General features: G+C 43.9%; 16 protein-coding genes. 8 read left to right on the forward strand and 8 right to left on the reverse strand.

What is annotated here, in order from left to right:
- Window positions 1–97: 97 nt before the first annotated feature.
- The 3 genes from polA (at window position 98) to L0P89_RS04160 (ending at window position 6,689) form a co-directional block, all read left to right on the forward strand.
- On the forward strand, window positions 98–2,929 hold the full coding sequence (polA, locus tag L0P89_RS04150) for a DNA polymerase I (RefSeq protein WP_235267138.1): 2,832 nt from the start codon (window positions 98–100) through the stop codon (window positions 2,927–2,929).
- 47 nt (window positions 2,930–2,976) lie between these two features.
- Window positions 2,977–5,052, forward strand: coding sequence for a S46 family peptidase (locus L0P89_RS04155; RefSeq protein ID WP_235267139.1), 2,076 nt, complete (start codon window positions 2,977–2,979; stop codon window positions 5,050–5,052).
- A 107-nt stretch (window positions 5,053–5,159) separates the two neighbouring features.
- The gene (locus L0P89_RS04160; protein WP_235267140.1) at window positions 5,160–6,689 is read left to right on the forward strand and encodes an arylsulfatase; all 1,530 of its coding nucleotides are present in this window, start codon (window positions 5,160–5,162) and stop codon (window positions 6,687–6,689) included.
- An 86-nt stretch (window positions 6,690–6,775) separates the two neighbouring features.
- Here L0P89_RS04160 and L0P89_RS04165 read toward each other — a convergent pair whose 3' ends face one another.
- From L0P89_RS04165 to L0P89_RS04180, 4 genes are all read right to left on the reverse strand, one after another.
- Window positions 6,776–8,272: a P-loop NTPase fold protein gene (locus L0P89_RS04165; RefSeq protein WP_235267141.1), complete on the reverse strand. Its 1,497-nt coding sequence runs from the start codon at window positions 8,270–8,272 to the stop codon at window positions 6,776–6,778.
- Window positions 8,273–8,366: 94 nt separating this feature from the next.
- On the reverse strand, window positions 8,367–8,522 hold the full coding sequence (locus L0P89_RS04170; protein WP_235267142.1) for a hypothetical protein: 156 nt from the start codon (window positions 8,520–8,522) through the stop codon (window positions 8,367–8,369).
- 188 nt (window positions 8,523–8,710) lie between these two features.
- Window positions 8,711–9,520: a DUF5694 domain-containing protein gene (locus L0P89_RS04175; protein WP_235267143.1), complete on the reverse strand. Its 810-nt coding sequence runs from the start codon at window positions 9,518–9,520 to the stop codon at window positions 8,711–8,713.
- Window positions 9,521–9,626: 106 nt separating this feature from the next.
- Entirely contained in the window at window positions 9,627–10,070 is a 444-nt protein-coding gene (locus L0P89_RS04180; RefSeq protein WP_235267144.1) for a MarR family winged helix-turn-helix transcriptional regulator, read from the reverse strand.
- 178 nt (window positions 10,071–10,248) lie between these two features.
- On the opposite strand from L0P89_RS04180, the gene hppD reads away from it, so the two are divergent.
- From hppD to L0P89_RS04205, 5 genes are all read left to right on the forward strand, one after another.
- Window positions 10,249–11,382 (forward strand): 4-hydroxyphenylpyruvate dioxygenase, encoded by a 1,134-nt coding sequence (gene hppD / locus L0P89_RS04185; RefSeq protein WP_235267145.1) that lies wholly within the window; start codon window positions 10,249–10,251, stop codon window positions 11,380–11,382.
- Window positions 11,383–11,483: 101 nt separating this feature from the next.
- On the forward strand, window positions 11,484–12,641 hold the full coding sequence (locus tag L0P89_RS04190) for a homogentisate 1,2-dioxygenase (protein ID WP_235267146.1): 1,158 nt from the start codon (window positions 11,484–11,486) through the stop codon (window positions 12,639–12,641).
- A 131-nt stretch (window positions 12,642–12,772) separates the two neighbouring features.
- Entirely contained in the window at window positions 12,773–13,993 is a 1,221-nt protein-coding gene (gene fahA, locus L0P89_RS04195; protein ID WP_235267147.1) for a fumarylacetoacetase, read from the forward strand.
- A gap of 1 nt (window position 13,994) precedes the next feature.
- The gene (locus L0P89_RS04200; RefSeq protein WP_235267148.1) at window positions 13,995–14,879 is read left to right on the forward strand and encodes a flavin reductase family protein; all 885 of its coding nucleotides are present in this window, start codon (window positions 13,995–13,997) and stop codon (window positions 14,877–14,879) included.
- A complete protein-coding gene (locus tag L0P89_RS04205; RefSeq protein WP_235267149.1) occupies window positions 14,879–15,973 on the forward strand; it encodes a histidinol-phosphate transaminase in 1,095 nt (364 codons plus the stop codon). Before L0P89_RS04200 ends, L0P89_RS04205 begins: the two co-directional genes overlap by 1 nt.
- 2 nt (window positions 15,974–15,975) lie before the next feature.
- Here L0P89_RS04205 and L0P89_RS04210 read toward each other — a convergent pair whose 3' ends face one another.
- From L0P89_RS04210 to L0P89_RS04225, 4 genes are read right to left on the reverse strand one after another with little or no spacing between them, the layout of a single operon-like run.
- On the reverse strand, window positions 15,976–16,851 hold the full coding sequence (locus tag L0P89_RS04210) for a hypothetical protein (protein ID WP_235267150.1): 876 nt from the start codon (window positions 16,849–16,851) through the stop codon (window positions 15,976–15,978).
- Window positions 16,852–16,869: 18 nt separating this feature from the next.
- The gene (locus L0P89_RS04215; RefSeq protein WP_235267151.1) at window positions 16,870–17,295 is read right to left on the reverse strand and encodes a hypothetical protein; all 426 of its coding nucleotides are present in this window, start codon (window positions 17,293–17,295) and stop codon (window positions 16,870–16,872) included.
- Between the two features lie 26 nt (window positions 17,296–17,321).
- Window positions 17,322–17,912 (reverse strand): hypothetical protein, encoded by a 591-nt coding sequence (locus tag L0P89_RS04220; protein ID WP_235267152.1) that lies wholly within the window; start codon window positions 17,910–17,912, stop codon window positions 17,322–17,324.
- Window positions 17,913–17,924: 12 nt separating this feature from the next.
- Window positions 17,925–18,500, reverse strand: a complete 576-nt coding sequence (locus L0P89_RS04225; RefSeq protein ID WP_235267153.1) for a hypothetical protein — start codon at window positions 18,498–18,500, stop codon at window positions 17,925–17,927.
- Window positions 18,501–18,517: the final 17 nt, after the last annotated feature.

The following is an 18,517-nucleotide window of genomic DNA, read 5'->3' on the forward strand; positions in this document are numbered from 1 at the left end:
TTTAAATCAAGCCTCTAATTTCTTGCATCTTTTCCCTATTTTTAAAGACTGGTTAAATTAAACTATCGACTAATAACCATTACCTATTAACGGATACATGTCTGACCAAAAACGTCTCTTCTTACTCGATGCCTACGCTTTAATCTTCAGGGGCTATTATGCCTTGATAAAGAATCCGAGGATCAATTCAAAGGGTATGGACACCTCGGCCATTATGGGTTTTGTGAACTCTCTCTTCGATGTCATCAAACGCGAGCAGCCCGATCATTTGGCCGTAGCCTTTGACAAAGGGGGCAGTGTGGAGCGAACCGAAATCTTCGAAGAATACAAGGCGAACAGGGACGAAACGCCAGAGGCCATAAAAATAGCCGTCCCTTACATTCAAAAAATATTGGAGGCCCTGAAAATTCCTGTGGTGGAGTTGGAAGGCTATGAAGCCGATGACCTTATCGGCACCTTGGCCAAGCAGGCCGAAAAAGAGGGGTACAAAACATATATGGTGACCCCTGACAAAGATTTTGGGCAACTGGTTTCTGAAAACATCTTCATGTACCGACCTGCCCGAATGGGCAACGGCATTGAAATTTGGGGCATCCCCGAGATACAAAAACGATTTGGGGTCGAACGGCCCGAACAGGTGATCGACTATCTAGGCATGATGGGCGATGCCAGTGATAATATTCCCGGCCTACCAGGCGTGGGCGATAAAACCGCCAAAAAATTCATTGCCGATTTTGGCTCTATGGAAGGGTTGCTGGCCAATACAGACAAGCTCAAGGGCAAAATGAAAGAAAAGGTCGAAGAGAATGCCGAACTCGGTCGCCTATCACGGCAATTGGCCGAAATAAAGACCGATTGTGAAGTGACCTTCAATGCCGAAGACTATGAAATGTGTCCGCCCGATGCCAAGAAAGTACAAGAAATTTTCGAAGAACTGGAGTTTCGTAGGCTGCGCGAACAGTTCATCAAAATCTTTTCGGGCGAAACAGCGCCCCAGACTCAGGTAACGAGCACCGAAACCGCCAAAAAAGTAGCGCAAGTTGCCGGTAGTGGGCAGTTTTCTTTGTTTGGCAACGAGGGCGAGGCACCGGCCACCATCAAAGATGTGAACAGCCGCAATACCGTTTCTGACGTTTCCCATTTTTATCAAAGTGTTTCCAAAGGGTTGGGCATGCGTCTTTTTATGGAGAAATTGATGCAACAGCCATCCGTTTGTTTTGATACGGAAACCACTTCGATCAATCCGTTGGAAGCCGAACTCGTGGGCATCGCCTTCAGTTGGACCGTGGGCAAAGGTTTTTATGTTCCTTTCCCAGAAGAAAAAGAAGCCGCCAAAGAACTGATAGAACAGTTACGTCCCTTTTTTGAATCAACGACTATCGAGAAAATCGGACAGAACCTGAAATACGATATCAAGGTAATGCAGAATTATGGGGTCGAGGTCAAGGGCAAGCTGTTCGACACCATGTTGGCGCACTACCTCATCAACCCAGATATGCGGCACAATATGGATGTATTGGCCGAAACCTACCTCAACTACACGCCCATTTCGATTACCGAACTCATTGGCAAAAAGGGCAAGAACCAGTTGAGCATGCGAGAGGTCACACTTGAAAGGCAGACCGAATATGCGGTTGAAGATGCCGATATCACCTTTCAACTGGCACAAAAGTTCAGGCCCGAACTGACACAGGCCAGCACCATGAAGCTGTTTGAAGAAATCGAAGTGCCATTGTTACGGGTGCTTGCCGATATGGAACGTGAGGGCATCAATCTCGATGAAGGTTTTTTAAAGGAATTATCGAAAAGACTCGATACCGACATTAAAAAACTCGAGGAAAAAATATACGAACAGGCCGGTGAGCAGTTCAACATCGCCTCTCCAAGACAACTGGGCGATATTCTCTTTGGAAAGCTGAAACTCGTTGAAAAACCCAAGAAGACGAAAACAGGGCAGTTCTCTACCGCTGAAGATGTTCTCTCATACCTCGCCAAAGACCATGAAATCATTCAGAATGTACTTGACTACCGCGGACTTGCCAAATTGAAGAGCACTTACGTCGATGCACTGCCCAACGAGGTACAAAAGCACAGTGGCAGGGTACATACCGACTATATGCAAACAGTGGCCGCCACCGGGCGATTGAGCAGCAACAATCCGAATTTACAGAACATCCCCATTCGCACAGAACGTGGACGACAGGTTAGAAAAGCCTTTATCCCAAGAGATGGGAACCATGTGCTGCTCGCAGCTGACTATTCCCAAATAGAATTGCGCATCATTGCCGCCTTGAGCGAAGAAGATACCATGATCGAGGCCTTTAAAAATGGCGAGGACATACACGCCTCAACGGCCTCAAAGGTCTTCAATGTGCCGATTGACCAAGTGACCCGAGAACAGCGCGGCAATGCCAAGACCGTGAATTTTGGAATCATTTATGGGGTTTCGGCTTTCGGACTTAGCAACCAGACCGACCTCAGCCGTACCGAAGCCAAAGAACTTATCGAAACTTATTACAAGACCTATCCGAAGTTGCGCAATTATATCGGCGACCAAATCGATTTTGCCCGTGACAACGGTTATGTACAGACGGTTTTGGGCCGTCGTCGGTATTTGAAAGACATCAACTCGAACAACCAAGTGGTAAGAGGGGCGGCCGAGCGAAACGCCGTGAACGCTCCCATTCAGGGAAGCGCTGCCGATATCATCAAAATTGCGATGATCAATATCCATAAAAAACTGTCAGAAGGTAAATACAAGACCAAGATGCTGTTGCAGGTGCATGACGAACTGGTCTTTGATGCCCATAAACCCGAATTGGACAAGGTCTCAAAACTGATAAAATCTGAAATGGAAAACGCCTATGAACTGGCCGTACCCTTAGATGTTGAAGTGGGCATTGGCGAGAATTGGTTGGAGGCACATTAAAAAATTAGGACAAAAAATGAAAAATAAAAAACAGTAAAACCACTCTTATGAAAATTATTAAATTCCTTTTAGCTTCTTCTTTTTTACTTATATCATCTATCGGCCTTGCACAAGATGCACAGCCAAACCGTTTTGATTTCGGTAAAATGTGGTCTTTTGAGAACCCGCCCAAAGAGTGGTTCAAAGAAGCCTATAATTTCGAACCCGGTGATGATTGGTTCACCGATGTGCGAAAATCATCGTTACGGTTCGCAGAATGGTGTTCTGCCTCTTTCATTTCACCAAATGGACTGATCATGACCAACCACCATTGTTCGAGAAGCGTGGTGGGGGCCCTGCAACAAGAAAATGAAAATTTTGACACCCAAGGGTTTTATGCCGTAAACCAAAGTGATGAAAGAAAAGCCGAGGGGCTATTCGTGGAACAACTTCATATGATCGCCGATATCACCGATGAAGTGATGGCATTGACCAAAAATCCCGACAATGACCTGCACAAAGCGCAAATGACAGAAGACGCCCTTAAAAAAATATCGGAAGAGTATGGAAAAAAGGAAGCATGGTCTGGACTGCGCTTAGAACCTGTCACGTATTACAGTGGCGGCAAATTTTCGCTTTATGGATATAAAAAATACGAAGACATTCGGTTGGTCTGGATTCCTGAGTTGGATTTGGGATTTTATGGCGGCGACCCCGACAATTTCACCTACCCCAGGTATAATTTAGATGCCACTTTCTGGAGGGCATATGACGAAAATGGCAATCCTGTTGACAGCTCTAAAAATTACTTCAAATTCAATCCCAATGGAGCCAGCGAAAATGAGGTAACCTTTGTGGTGGGCAATCCAGGAAGCACCGAGCGCTACAGAACCATTTCCCAATTAGAGTACGACAGGGACTACAGGTACCCTATGATTCTTAGATTTTTGGAAAACCGGCATCAAATTATGATGGAAGAGTACAAAGCCCTAAAAAGTGACCCTTCAAAAGAACTGGAAGCCCAAGAAAAATTGAATGATGCATTCAGTTTCTCAAACTCCATCAAGGCCATTGGCGGCATTATCGATGGCTTGAAAAACCCTGAACTCTTTGAAAGAAAAGTGGCCATGGAAAAACATATACGGTCAAAATCCGCAGATTTGGATTATTGGGACAATCTAGCAACTGCCTACAAAAAACTGCTTCCCCATTCTTGGGCGGTAATGCACTTGGGAGCATCACCCTATAGGGGAAAGGCCCTTATGCTAATGCACCAGATGTACAATTTTGAGAACATGGTGGCAGAAGAAATAAGTGAAGACGAAATGACAAAGATCAAATCGGGAATCTTAGAATTGGCAAAAGAACTCGATACACCAAAAGAAAGGAGATTGTTAAACGTAGTCTTATCAGAATTGGAGGCCGATATTTATCAAGGAGACAACACCGTTACGAAATTACTTGCTGGCAAATCGATAGATGCTTTTGTTGATGACTTCTTCGGCAGTACGGTTTTCAAAGATGAGAGCAAGGTCGAAAGCATCCTTTCCGAACCGAAAAACTTGGCCGACAACACTGATGTATTGATGCAAACCGCAAGGGTACTGATATCAAAATATAACGATGCGGCCTTAGAGTTTGAATCCTCTTCCCCTTACAGAAGAGGTCTCGAAAGCAAGATTGCCAACCAGGTGTTCAATGTTTATGGTGCAGGCCTGCCCCCCGACGCCACTTTTACCTTGAGAATATCTGATGGGGTGGTCAAAGGGTACGAATATAATGGTACAGAGGCGCCATACAAAACCACCTATTATGGACTTTACAACAGGCATTTCTCAAACGACAAGGAATTTCCATGGGCACTGCCCGAACGATGGAAAAACCCTCCCACGGAGTTCTTGCAATATCCCATCAATTTTGTCAGCACAAACGATATTATCGGGGGCAATTCAGGAAGTCCGATCATCAACAAAAACAAAGAAGTTGTCGGGTTGGTCTTCGACGGTAATATTGAATCACTCCCTTCAAATTTCATTTTTGACGAAGAATACAACAGAACGGTCTCAGTACATTCAGGTGGTATTTATGGCGCACTGAAATATATTTACAAAACCGACAGGCTATTGGATGAGTTGACCAAATAAAAACCCATACAAAGCCAATATCAGAAACCCATCAAACCCAAAAGGGCAACGCCGATTTATGGGCGTTGCCCTCAGCTGTTAAAGTAGGTAACAGAACCAACCTAAGTATGAAAAGAACGATTCAATTTTTGGGGGCCTTCATATGGTTGTTCAGTATGACCGTTTGCGTTCATTCGCAACAAAAGCCCCCAAACATCATCTATTTTCTCGCTGATGACCTGGGTTATGGCGAAGTGGGTGCCTATGGGCAGAAAAAAATCAAGACCCCGAACATCGATGCACTTACCGCATCGGGCATGAAATTCACCCAACACTATTCGGGAGCCCCCGTTTGTGCCCCTGCGCGGTACATTTTGCTCACGGGAAAACATGCCGGTCATGCCTACATTCGCGGCAATGATGAATGGGCGGCGCGTGGCGATGTATGGGATTATAAAAAAATGTTCGCCGATCCCAACTTAGAGGGCCAACGCCCTATTCCCGAAGAGACGGTTACCCTGGCCGAACTGCTCAAGACCAAAGGCTATACGACGGGCATCTTTGGTAAATGGGGCCTCGGCGCCCCCAATACCGAAGGGGTGCCCAACCGACAGGGCTTTGATGAATTCTACGGCTACAACTGCCAACGGCAGGCCCACAACCTGTATCCCGCCCATTTGTGGGAAAACGAGGCCAAAATACGGTTGCGAAACCCCTTGGTGCCCCCGCACCAAAAACTGGATTCCCTGGCCGACCCCAACCAGGGAGCCGCCTATTCAAAATTTTCGCAAGAAGACTATGCCCCTGAACTGATACATGAAAAAGCCCTGGCCTTTATGGAAGACCATCAAGAAGAGCCCTTTTTTCTGTATTATGCCTCCCCATTGCCCCATTTGCCCCTACAGGCACCAAAAGAATTGGTTGAGGCCTATAGGCAAGAGTTTGGTGAAGAAGAACCCTATACGGGCGACAAGGGGTACTTTCCCAACCAGCACCCCAAGGCCACTTATGCCGCCATGATTGCATACTTAGACCGACAACTGGGCGAACTGGTCGCCAAATTAAAGGCTTTGGGCATTTATGACAACACGCTCATCATTTTTACAAGCGATAACGGCCCAACGTACACGGGTGGTGTCGATTACGAATTTTTTGAAAGCTCAAAACCTTTTGGCAATGGCCACGGCAAAACCAAGGGTTTTGTCTATGAGGGTGGTATTTGTGTACCCATGGTGGCCAGTTGGCCGGGCCATATCAAACCGGGCAGCAGTACCGACCACATTTCAGCCTTTTACGATGTATTGCCAACACTTTGTGATGTGGTGAACATAACACCACCGAAAGATGTTGACGGCCTTAGCTTCAAACCTGTTCTGTTGGGCGGGCCACAGCCCCAACATGATTTTCTGTATTGGGAGTTTCCCAGCTATAATGGGCAACAGGCCGTACGAATTGGCCAATGGAAGGGCATTCGCAAAAACATCTTTGACGGCAATATGAAGGTAGAACTCTATAACCTTGAAACCGATATTGGTGAGACCGTCAACGTGGCCGACCAACATCCAGAAATTGTATCACAAATAGAAGCCATCATGCGGCAAGAGCATGTGCCCGCCATCAACAAAAAGTTTCGGTTTACGGAATTGGGGGATAAATAATTGTATTCTAATGTTTTTCCATATTCTCAAAAAAGCCGGACTTCGAAGTAGTATTGACCATAATTTGTTGGAAATATAATAATGAATCATAAAAACTTGCTATGCAATGTTTGAAATTCAATCAGCTGAAAATCGCTCAAAGAGCCTGATTGAAATAAAATGTTATCTATTTTTTTCAAAAGATATTCTGTAAAGTAATAGTCAATTTCCTTTTGGCCCGAGTTAAAATTTTTTCTAAAACCACCTAAACGTCTAAAACATCCAAGATCCAGATATTCTACTTTGTAAGGAGCGAATAGTTTTATAAACCTCTCTGTTCTTTCTTCTTTTTGTTCCTGGTTTCCAGGAGTCACAATTCCAACTTCTTTCATCTGCAATTGCAATGTGCTTTTGTCTAAAAACCTGTTCACCTTAGTATAATAGCTACTTATGTCTGAAAAACTTAATCCTTTAAATCTTGAGTCTATTGCTTTAAGGTAGAAAACTTGCTTTCTTGCAGGGTTAAAAAACATTTCAAATTTATCCTTGAAAAACTCATATAAAATCAGAAAATAGAGTGTTAAAATTGTTTCCAAAAAATTTCCTTCTCGATTATTTCCTTTGATAAATAAATTGGGAAGTTTAAAAGGATCCTCATCTGATTTCAAGCTTTTAATATTTGCCAATATTGAATACTTGTTTAACACCTTTTTAATCTTTCGAGGATTGGTGAAATCAATTTCGACAAAAAAATCATTTATCGCCCTGTCTAATTCATACTTATTTTCACCTAAAGTGATTGGGCTAGAATCAAAAAATTGACTTACCAATAATTTGAAATTTATTGGTTTTGGTATAGCAAAAGAAATATCAAAAATCTTCTCCAGATATTCATTGGCTTTTACCACCTCTTGGTATTTTGTTTTGACAGCTTCATTAACGGCTTTTTTATCTACTCCGCAAAAGAAAATAGTTCTTTGTCCATAGGTGAAGAACAGTTTTAATGCAGACAAAAGATTCAAAACGTTCTCAGGTTCGCATCTATCCAAATCATCAATGAAAACAATGTTATAATCCTTTTTGTTTTTAGCTTTTATCTTGTCTTCAAATCGTTGAAATTCCTCTTTGAATTCTTTTTTGAGTTCTGTAAATGATTTTTCCTTTTCTGATTCTAACTCTTCAGTCAGTGGTTTTCCATCAAACTTTAAGCCTGGAATTGAAATACTTACGGATTTTGTAAATCCTCTTAACAATTTCGAAGCAACTTCGATAAAATCTTTGGCTACATCGTCTAATGCATCGGAAGATTCAGAAATCAAGAACTCAAGTAGAGAAAGTGATAAATTATTATCTGTTTCGAATTCCCACGTATCAAAAAAATAAGTGTTGAAGTGCGGTCTAAGTTCTTTTTGAAGATACTTCATCAAAGTACTCTTGCCGCTTCCCCACTCCCCATAAAGTGCAAACATTTTTATTTCAGAAAACCGGTCTTTATTCTTTTCTAGGAATAATTTAATCAAATCTCCTTTTTCAATTATTCCCAGATAGTCATTTTCTTTGGTCAAATCTTCAATAGGAAGATTATTAAGAAGTTTGGCATCCATTCAAATCATTTTAGATAAATGTAGCCTAATTCCTATAAAAACAAAAAAAGGCACCCCATTGGATGCCTTTTCGATATCTATAATTTGTTTTTGTCTACCAGCCCAGAGCCAGTTTAAACTTTGATTTCCGTTCTTTTTTTGTTTGCCTTTTGACTTCCCTTAAACGGGCCTCTTTTTCAACATGGGCAAACAGTTCCATTGAAAAGGGATACGTCTGCCAAACGTTCGGATAATGCACTAACTTTTTCATAAAACAAGTATTTTAGAAATACACCGCAAAATTGTGGCGAATGGCAGGGGTGTAAAACAACAGAATTCACCTATTTCTATGCTATTTTAACCTATCTATCTATTTTTAACAATTCTTTAGGGTAAAATGTCATATCATGAAGGCAATAGCACCATTCTATCCGAAATACCGGCTCTCTTTTATTGGTATTACTCCAGATAATCGCCGATTTCCACAATATCATACTCTGTGCGATTCTTGAAAAAGTCCATTAGAATTGCACGATGTGCCGCCCCCAAAATGACCAAGACACGTTCATCGGGGCCTTGAATATGCTGGGTGATGTTCTTTAGAATAATCATATTGCGCTGGTACCAAACCGCGTTCACGGCAGCCCCTACCTCATTTTCCGAATCGCCAATGTCTAGCAATTCTCGCAAGTAAAGGCCATTGCCCTCCTTGTCGGAAGCCTCGTTGTTCATACGTCGCAGAAAGGGTGCCAGTTGCATTTGCTTTAAAACCTCCGTCTCATGGGCCGTGTACGATTTGGCATAGTCAACAATGGCCTGAAACCTATCCATGCTATTATGTTCTTCACAGTATTTCAAGACCTGTTCAAAGGGCATGTCCATTTTATGGTCAATGGCATAAATGGAGTCGTGCTGTAATTGGTACGCCAAACGAAATCCGACCTGATAGGTTTCGCTCAAGGGCAGTTCAAAGGTTTTTGATCGATAGTCTTGATAACGCTTTTGAAGGGTGTCCTGTCTTTTCAAGGGATACTCGACTAGAATCTTGGTCGGTTCGTATGCTTTTAGCCGGTCGACCAACTGCTGTATTTCTGTCTGTCGTTTTTCACCTGCGACCTCTTGCATGACAATGCCTGCGATATCAGTGCTTCCTCCGAAGTGGAAAGTGCCCAAAAGGGCAATCTTTGGTTTGGTGTTCGTATCTGGATGCTGCCCGCTCGCCACCAGTGAAATCAAAAGGGTCATACATAGAAAGGATATGGTTCTCATCGTGCCATTTATGGGTTGCCTACTTTGAAAGACGACACTTCTTAATCGCAGGTTACATTTTTTTGAAGAAAATTGGGAGTGTTTGTGGGAAGCATGCCATTGGCCGTTAAGTCTTGTAATTCTCCCCTATTTGATCCAATACCTTTAAGAAGGTCTCGAACTCGATGACATCTAAGTGGTTGATGGCCTGTTTTCGAAGGGCGAAAGCATGAGGCAGTACCTCTTCGATGATTTGTTGGCCTTCAGGGGTCAATTCGAGTTTAAACCTTTTTTGGTCGCCATCGAAGCGTGTCTTATTGATCCACCCCTTGCGTTCGAGTCCGCCGATGACCCGTGAAATGGTCGCCCGATTGCGAAAATTTGATTGCACGATATCTCGTTGTGAGGCCCCATCGCCCAGTTCGTAGATCTGGTGCAGAATCACCCATTGTTCAATGGTCATATCAACACCCAATCCATCAAATTTTCGCAAATAGGCATCCTGTACCTTTCGCAGCACAAGATCAAGGTGCAATCCGATTCCTGATATTTTGTCTATTTGGCTGAGCATTGCTATTAAAATTCCATACTAGCCTGTCAAAGCCCCTCTAAAGGTCACACTTTGATAGGCTGGGTGTGGCAAGCAGTCTTTACTAAAATTTTCTTACGAAATCATTTTCGTGAGCCAAAATTACGTATTTTTGTTGCATCAACAACAAAATTGGTTCAAAATCAAAAAAATAGAGATCATGGAAACGACAGCCATCCCCAAAATTCACGATGCCGCCAAAGATTTCATGCCCATCAACGGTACCGATTACATTGAGTTATATGTGGGCAATTCACGGCAGGCAGCCCACTATTACAAGACCGCATTTGGCTTTCAATCATATGCCTATGCCGGACTCGAAACCGGACTCAAAGACCGCGAGAGTTACGTGGTCATTCAAGATAAGATACGGTTGGTGTTGACCTCTCCCTTAAAAAGTGGTACCGATATCGGTCGTCATATCGACCAACATGGCGATGGGGTGAAAGTAGTGGCTCTTTGGGTCGATGATGCCAAATACGCCTATGAAACCACCATTGCCCGAGGGGCAAGGTCATACATGGAGCCCGTTACCGAAGAAGATGACCACGGCAAGGTGGTACGTGCGGGTATTCACACCTATGGTGAGACGGTCCATATTTTTGTGGAACGCAAAGATTACAACGGAATCTTCTTGCCCGGATATAAAAAATGGGAGACCCCTGATTACAATCCCACGCCCACAGGCTTAAAATATGTTGACCACATGGTCGGCAACGTAGGTTGGAACAAAATGAACCATTGGGTCGAGTTCTACGAAAAAGTAATGGGCTTTGTCAATATTCTCTCGTTTGATGACAACGATATTTCTACCGAATATACCGCTTTGATGAGCAAGGTGATGAGCAATGGAAACGGTCGAATCAAATTTCCCATCAACGAACCTGCCGAGGGCAAGAAAAAATCACAGGTCGAAGAGTACCTCGATTTCTATGAAGGCGAGGGCGTGCAACACATTGCAGTGGCCACCGATGATATCATCAAAACCGTTCGCGACCTTAAAAATCGTGGCGTTGAATTCTTGCGTGTGCCGGCTACCTACTATGACGCGGTGACCGACAGGGTGGGCAAAATCGATGAAGATATTGAACCACTTAGAGAGCTTGGTATTTTGGTCGACCGAGATGATGAAGGTTACTTGTTACAGATTTTTACCCGTCCTGTAGAACCAAGACCCACTATGTTTTTTGAAATCATTCAAAGAAAGGGCGCACAGTCGTTCGGAAAAGGTAACTTTAAGGCACTCTTTGAAGCCATTGAGCGTGAACAAGAGATAAGAGGAACATTGCACTAACGAGTTATGAGTGTAGCGTTTAGAGTTATGCCCAAAACATACTCACAACTCATAACCCATAACTCAGAACTCTACACTCAGAACCCATAACTTTAAAAAAAATGCCAATCTATCATAAACTCGGAAAGATTCCCCAAAAACGGCACATCCAGTTTGAAAAGCCTGAAGGGGGGCTATATTATGAGCAGTTGTTCGGCACCATCGGTTTTGATGGCATGTCTTCATTGCTCTATCATATTCATAGGCCTACACAGGTAAAGGAAGTTGAAAAACCTCTGGATGTAAATCCGAAGATCGCGGTAGCCAAAAACATTACCTCCCGAAAATTGATAGGGTTTGATATCAAGCCGAAAGATGATTTTCTCGAGGCCCGTGAACCCCTTTTGGTGAACAGTGATGTACATGTTGGGCTAGCTGCGCCGAAGAAATCCCTGACCGAGTATTTTTACAAGAATGCCGATGCCGATGAGATGCTGTTCGTTCACAAAGGTTCAGGTACCTTGAAGACTTTTTTGGGAAACATTCCCTTTGAGTATGGCGATTACCTGATCATACCCCGTGGCATGATCTACCAGATTGAATTCGATTCGGAAGACAATCGCATTCTCTATGCGGAGTCGTTTCACCCTATCTACACTCCCAAACGCTACCGCAACTGGTTCGGGCAATTGTTGGAGCATTCTCCCTTCTGTGAGCGCGATTACAAACTTCCCCAAGATTTGGAGGTCCATGATGAAAAGGGAGCGTTTCTAATGAAAATCAAAAAACAGGGCATGTTGCATAGTCTGGTCTATGCCACACATCCCTTCGATGTGGTCGGATGGGATGGCTATAATTTCCCTTACGGATTTTCAATCCACAACTTTGAACCGATTACGGGTCGTGTACACCAGCCACCACCCGTGCACCAAACCTTCGAGACCGGGGCATTTGTGGTATGTTCGTTCTGCCCAAGGCTGTACGACTATCATCCAAAAGCGATTCCGGCGCCATACAATCATTCCAACATCGATTCTGATGAGGTATTGTACTATGTCGATGGCGATTTTATGAGCCGTACCGGTATTGGCCCGGGCTACATTTCACTGCACCCGGCAGGTATTCCCCATGGGCCACACCCAGGCACTTATGAGGCCAGTATCGGCAAAAAGGGAACAGAAGAGCTAGCGGTCATGATCGATACGTTCAAGCCGTTACAACTTACCGAGAATGCCATGAAAATCGATGATGGCAAGTATTACAGCTCTTGGTTAGAATAAACTAAAAACACAAAAATGTCATTTCGATGGGGTGAAGCGGCAAGAAATCTAGATTTCCCGATTGTTGCGTACCGATAGCCATTGGGAGTTATCTGAACCCATTTCAAAATGACAAAACACATCGCTATAGCATGATCATAAACATACCTGAAAACTCAGATTTTTCGATCCATAACATTCCATTCGGAATTTTTTCCACAAAAGATAGAAGTCCGCGTGCCGGTGTTGCCGTAGGCGACCATATTTTAGATTTGGCGGCCACGGCAGAATTGGATGTATTTGATTTCAATACAGCGGTATTCGAACGCAAAGACCTCAACGATTTCATTTTTTTGGGAAAGGAAATCACCTCAAAAGTTCGAAAAGACATTCAACATTGGCTACAAGATGATGCCTCGCCATTGGCAGGAAAACCAGAACTTTTTGTGAAACGGTCAGAGGCCCGGATGCACATGCCCGTTTGCGTGGGCGACTATACCGATTTCTATTCGAGCATCGAGCATGCCACCAATGTGGGCAAAATGTTCCGCGACCCTGAGAACGCCCTGTTGCCCAACTGGAAGCATATTCCCGTGGGGTACCATGGCAGGGCAAGTTCGATAATTATCAGCGACCAACCCATTTATCGCCCCAAGGGCCAGACCTTGCCAAAAGATTCGAACACACCCGTTTTCGGTCCATCACAGCGATTGGATTTTGAGCTCGAAATGGGTTTTGTTGTTGGAAAGAAAACGACCTTGGGCGAATCAGTCTCTACGGCTGAAGCAGAAGACTATATCTTCGGATTGGTATTGTTCAATGATTGGTCGGCCCGTGATATACAGAAATGGGAGTACGTGCCTCTAGGACCTTTTTTGGCCAAAAACTTTGCCTCTTCCATCTCGCCATGGATAGTTACGTTAGATGCTCTGGAACCATTTAAAGTCGAAGGGCCTGAACAAAAACCCGAAGTACTCCCCTATTTGCAATATGAGGGAAAGAAGAATTATGACATTGATCTAGAAGTGGCCTTGGCCCCCGAAAACGGCGAAGCCGAAACGATATGCCGTTCCAACTTCAAATATATGTACTGGAACATGGCCCAACAATTGGCGCACCATACGGTGAACGGTTGTAATGTTCACGTAGGCGACATGATGGCCTCAGGTACCATTTCAGGTAAGGGTGAAGATTCATATGGCTCTATGCTTGAACTGGCCTGGATGGGCACTAAACCCCTGACATTGAAAGATGGTTCAGAACGAAAGTTCATCAATGACGGTGATACGGTCGTCATGCGTGGCCATGCCGAAAAAGATGGCAAGCGGGTAGGTTTTGGTGAGGTGAGAACTAAGGTGTTACCCGCAAAATAGAATGGAAAGCATTAAAACCGTTACGCCGAAAGACCTGTCGCAACCTGATTTGCACAGCATTTTACTGAGTGCCGTGGCACCGCGCCCTATATGCTTTGCGAGCACTATTGACAAAAAGGGAAATGTGAATTTGAGCCCGTTCAGTTTTTTCAACGTCTTTAGCTCGAATCCGCCCCTGATGATCTTTTCACCGGCCCGAAGCGGCCGTGACAACAGCACAAAGCATTCATACCAGAATGTGAAAGAGGTGCCCGAAGTGGTCATCAACATCGTGAACCACCCGATGGTCGAACAAATGTCGCTGGCCAGTACCGCTTATGAAAAGGGCACCAATGAGTTTATCAAGGCGGGCTTTGCCCAAGTGCCCAGTGAGAAGGTCGGGCCCCCACGGGTAGGCGAGGCACCTGTCTCATTCGAATGCAAGGTCACCAAGATCATTGAATTGGCCGAACTGCCTGGAGCTGGTAACCTCATTTTTGCCGAAGTGGTGCTCATACATATCAACGAGAAATACCTTGATGAACAGGGAGGTCTAGATACCACAAAACTCGATTTGGTGGGCCGTATGGGCGGTAGCTGGTACACCCGTTCGAGCGGTGATTCCTTATTCGAAATTCCGAAACCCATTCGAACCAAGGGCATTGGGGTAGATCAATTACCAGAAGGAATTCGCGAAAGCGAAATATTGACGGGCAATAATCTGGGCAGATTGGGCAATGTGGAGAAGCTTCCGACCGAAACGGAAATAGAAAATGCCGCTACCCTATCTGCTGCCAAAGGGGCGTCCACGAAACGAGAACTTCATCAGGTCGCCAAAGAACAATTGGAAGCCGGCGAAACCGAATTGGCGCTGGCCGTATTGCTATATGCCGAAAAAATCGATTGATGGAAAAGGGAATCGAATCCATTTTTAAACCCTATCTAGAACCCAAGGAGATTTATAAGGGCGGGAAAAACCTGCCTGAAAATCCCACCCAGAAGATTTATAAACTGTCTTCGAACGAAAATCCCTTGGGGCAATCGCCCAAGGCAACGGAAGCATTATTAAAAGCTGCCCAAAATTTGGCCCTTTATCCCGATCAGACCGATATACGCCTGCGGAAAGCCTTGGTCGATCATTTTGGTGGGCAACTGACCGTCGATCAATTTATTTGCGGCAATAGCGGTTCTGAAATCATCGATATGGTTTTACGGGCCTTTATCAACGAGGGTGACGAGGTGATTTTTTCGAACCCCTGTTTTTTGCCCTATTCGGTGTTTTCTCGATGGTACGGAGCCAAACAGATCGATATTCGATTAAAAGACCCTGATTATTCTTTGGATGTGGAGGGTATCTTGAGCGCCATTACCAAACGCACGAAAATCATCTTTCTGACGAGTCCGAACAACCCGACGGGCACCTACATTCAAAAAACCGTTCTAGAGGATTTCTTGGCAAGGATTCCCAAAAATGTTCTTGTGGTGTATGATGAGGTGTACCGGCACTTTGCAGATGCAGATGATTATGTAACCGCATTGCCCTATGTACTACAGGGCCATAATATTGTCGCACTCAACAGTTTCTCAAAGACCTATGGCTTGGCAGGGCAACGTATAGGGTACTGCTATACCACCCTGAAAATTGCAAATTACATCCGTCAGATACACAAACCTTTTCTGTTGCCCCTAACCTCTATCGAAGCGGCCATAGGTGCCCTGAATGACCATGGGTTTGTTGAAGAGACCGTGAAAACTGTTTTACGGGGCAGAAAATTTTTCGCTGGTGAATTCGACCGATTGGGCATCAAATACTGGCCAAGCCAAGCAAATTTCTTCATTATCGACCCCCCGATACCCGAGATGAAATTCACCGATGCCCTGATGGATGAGGGGGTTATGGTGCGGCCTGTTTCGCAATTCGGGGCCCTTGGAAAAGTACGGATCACCGTTGGTGATCAAGAGGCGAATGAGGCCTTGGTATCTGCCCTAAAAAAAATGTAGCTTCATTCGCATTCTTCTGGAATCTCCCTGGCAATTCTTTGTCTGTAGTTGCTGATTTCTTGATTGAAGATCGATGAGCTGGTCGCTCTTGCCATTCTTGACCTCAAATCTTTGAGATAATCGGTATTCAAACAACCCACTTGGTTTATGATGGAAATAGACTGGTCTATAAAGCCAATCAGAAATGAAGGGGAATCATTTTTTAAAGACCCGTATTCCAACATTCCTATATTTACCCCTAAACCGTATAATCCAGAACAGCTAGCCGCCGTGCTGTTTGGCCCGGCTCCTTTTTTATACATATACCGTATTTCATAATCATAAACGTCATCATTGCTTGCATCAGTGGTAGTGGCAATACGTACAGTGAAAAAAGCTTCATCAGAAATACTTGACAAACCGATTTTGATGGAAAAACGACTTGATCTCGGTAAATGGGAACCTCCCAGGGCATATGCATAATTCGTGCCCCCAATTTCAATTCCGGAAAAGCCTGATTTCTTATCCCTCAACAATGCGGAGCCGGTGCTAGTACCTCCAATGGTGACCTTGGCACTATTGTTATAACAGTTCCCTGAAGTTCGATTGGCTGATATTGTGGCGTTTACGGTTTGCCCCACCTTTAATGTGGAAATATCTGAATCAAACGACCATGAAAATGCATAAGATTCTGTACAGCCATCATTCAATTTTAAATATGTTTCTACCCTACCTCCCCTACTATCGGCCTGAACGGATATCGGTTCCCGTTTTTTGGTCTCATAGTAGCTATAATAAGCTAGGCCTTTATCTATTGAGGCAAGTCGCAAATTATCGGATTGAGCTGTAACCGTTACGGCAAAAAAGAGGAGTACTGTAAGCATTGTCAGTTTATTCATGATCTTCAAGGTTTTGTTTTAATAGAAAATATCCCACCGAATACCGTTGGTCAAGCTATGGCAATAAAACACCATAAGTTCATTGCCCGAGGGTTCCAACTCTTCATCTGAAACTCCATTGAAAATGAACGGAATATTTGCCTCTGCAATGGCTTCTTCAGAAGACGGGAAAAATATCTTTACATTAATTGATTCACCATCACTGACCAAGCCCAATGAACGATCCGCTTCTTCGGTCGGTGCAAGATCAAATGATTCTTGGTCTCCATCAGGGTAAGTGATCAAAAAGTTAAAGGTGAGCCCGGCCTCATTGCAATTATTGGCCCCATTATTCAAAAATGAGGCAAAAAACTGTGCTTCGACAAGATTTTCCAAATCTTCTTCCTCTTCACAGGAAAAGGACAGAAACACCAGCAAAACTGCCAGTAGAAATCTTCTGTTCATACTCATGGTTTTCATGATCTGCCTACTTAGAAATTGTCAACATCAGGTTTTATGGTCACGGTCACATCGACCGTGATGCCCACCTTAAAATCGACCGGATTATGGGAAAGGGTGCCAAAATAGCTTATCAAAACTGTTTGAAAGTTTTCATTGAATCCCTCTTCGATCGAACCAAAACCCTCTTCAATGGTAAAAACATCATTTCTGAAATCGGCTTCGGCAACGTTGACACCGGTATCGGTGATCGGGATGGTCCTTTCAATATTGTTTATGAGTCTAAATGAGAATCCACCTTCAACAACAACAGCTTCTTCGTTTCCTTCAAAATCGATATAGGAGTATCTTATTCTGTTTATCTTGATTTTCTTGACCTCACTGTTGTCACCTATCACCTCAGCGACTTCGGGGTCGGCAGCGATGTTGTAACTTGCGGTTTCCGTTCTTATGGATATCGGATCGGAAATGTCGCTTACGGACGATCTACTGGTTATGTTCAAATCACCCTCAAATGTCAGGGTCACATCAAATTCTTCCTCTATCAACTCTTCCAATTCTTCACAGCCCAATAGGGGCAACAAAAGAAAAAAGCAGAAAAAGAATGGTTTTGTTTTTTTCATAATCTCGATTATTTATACTTGAATTTCTAGGGTCAGGGTAGCATCTATGGTAACATCAACAGTAAACTCGATAGGGTTGTCAGATACACTTCCCACATATTCGAGTTCAAGGGTGCTAAACCCCGTCAGATTATTCAATAGACTATTGATATTGGTGAAGTCACCATCGATAATATTAGGATTGGGGGTTGTTGCCGCTTCGAACAAGTTTACTTGCGGTGTGCCAAAAACATCCGGCGCCGCCACTATCAGGGGAATTTGAAATTCTGCAGCCACCACTGCATTTTCATTGCCGGCCACATCTTTATAGAAGTACCGTATTCTATTAATGTTAATGGCGGTTACCTCCGTTCTATTATTGGTTTCACGAAACTCGTCAAGTTCAGGTGCATTGGTCAGGTTTATCACCGCACTTTCAGAAAAGCTGACCGCTTCTGTTGGATCACCCGTGGGTTGTATATCAATGTGTATTTGACGATTGAACGACACATTAACATCAAATTCTTCTTCCAACAGCTCTTCCAGCTCTTCACAGCCCCATAGGGGCAATACCAGGATAAGGCAAAAAAGTGGTTTCAGGACTTTCATAATTACTTGATTATTAG

The organism is Muricauda sp. SCSIO 65647 (assembly GCF_021534965.1).
Taxonomy (GTDB): Bacteria; Bacteroidota; Bacteroidia; order Flavobacteriales; family Flavobacteriaceae; genus Flagellimonas_A.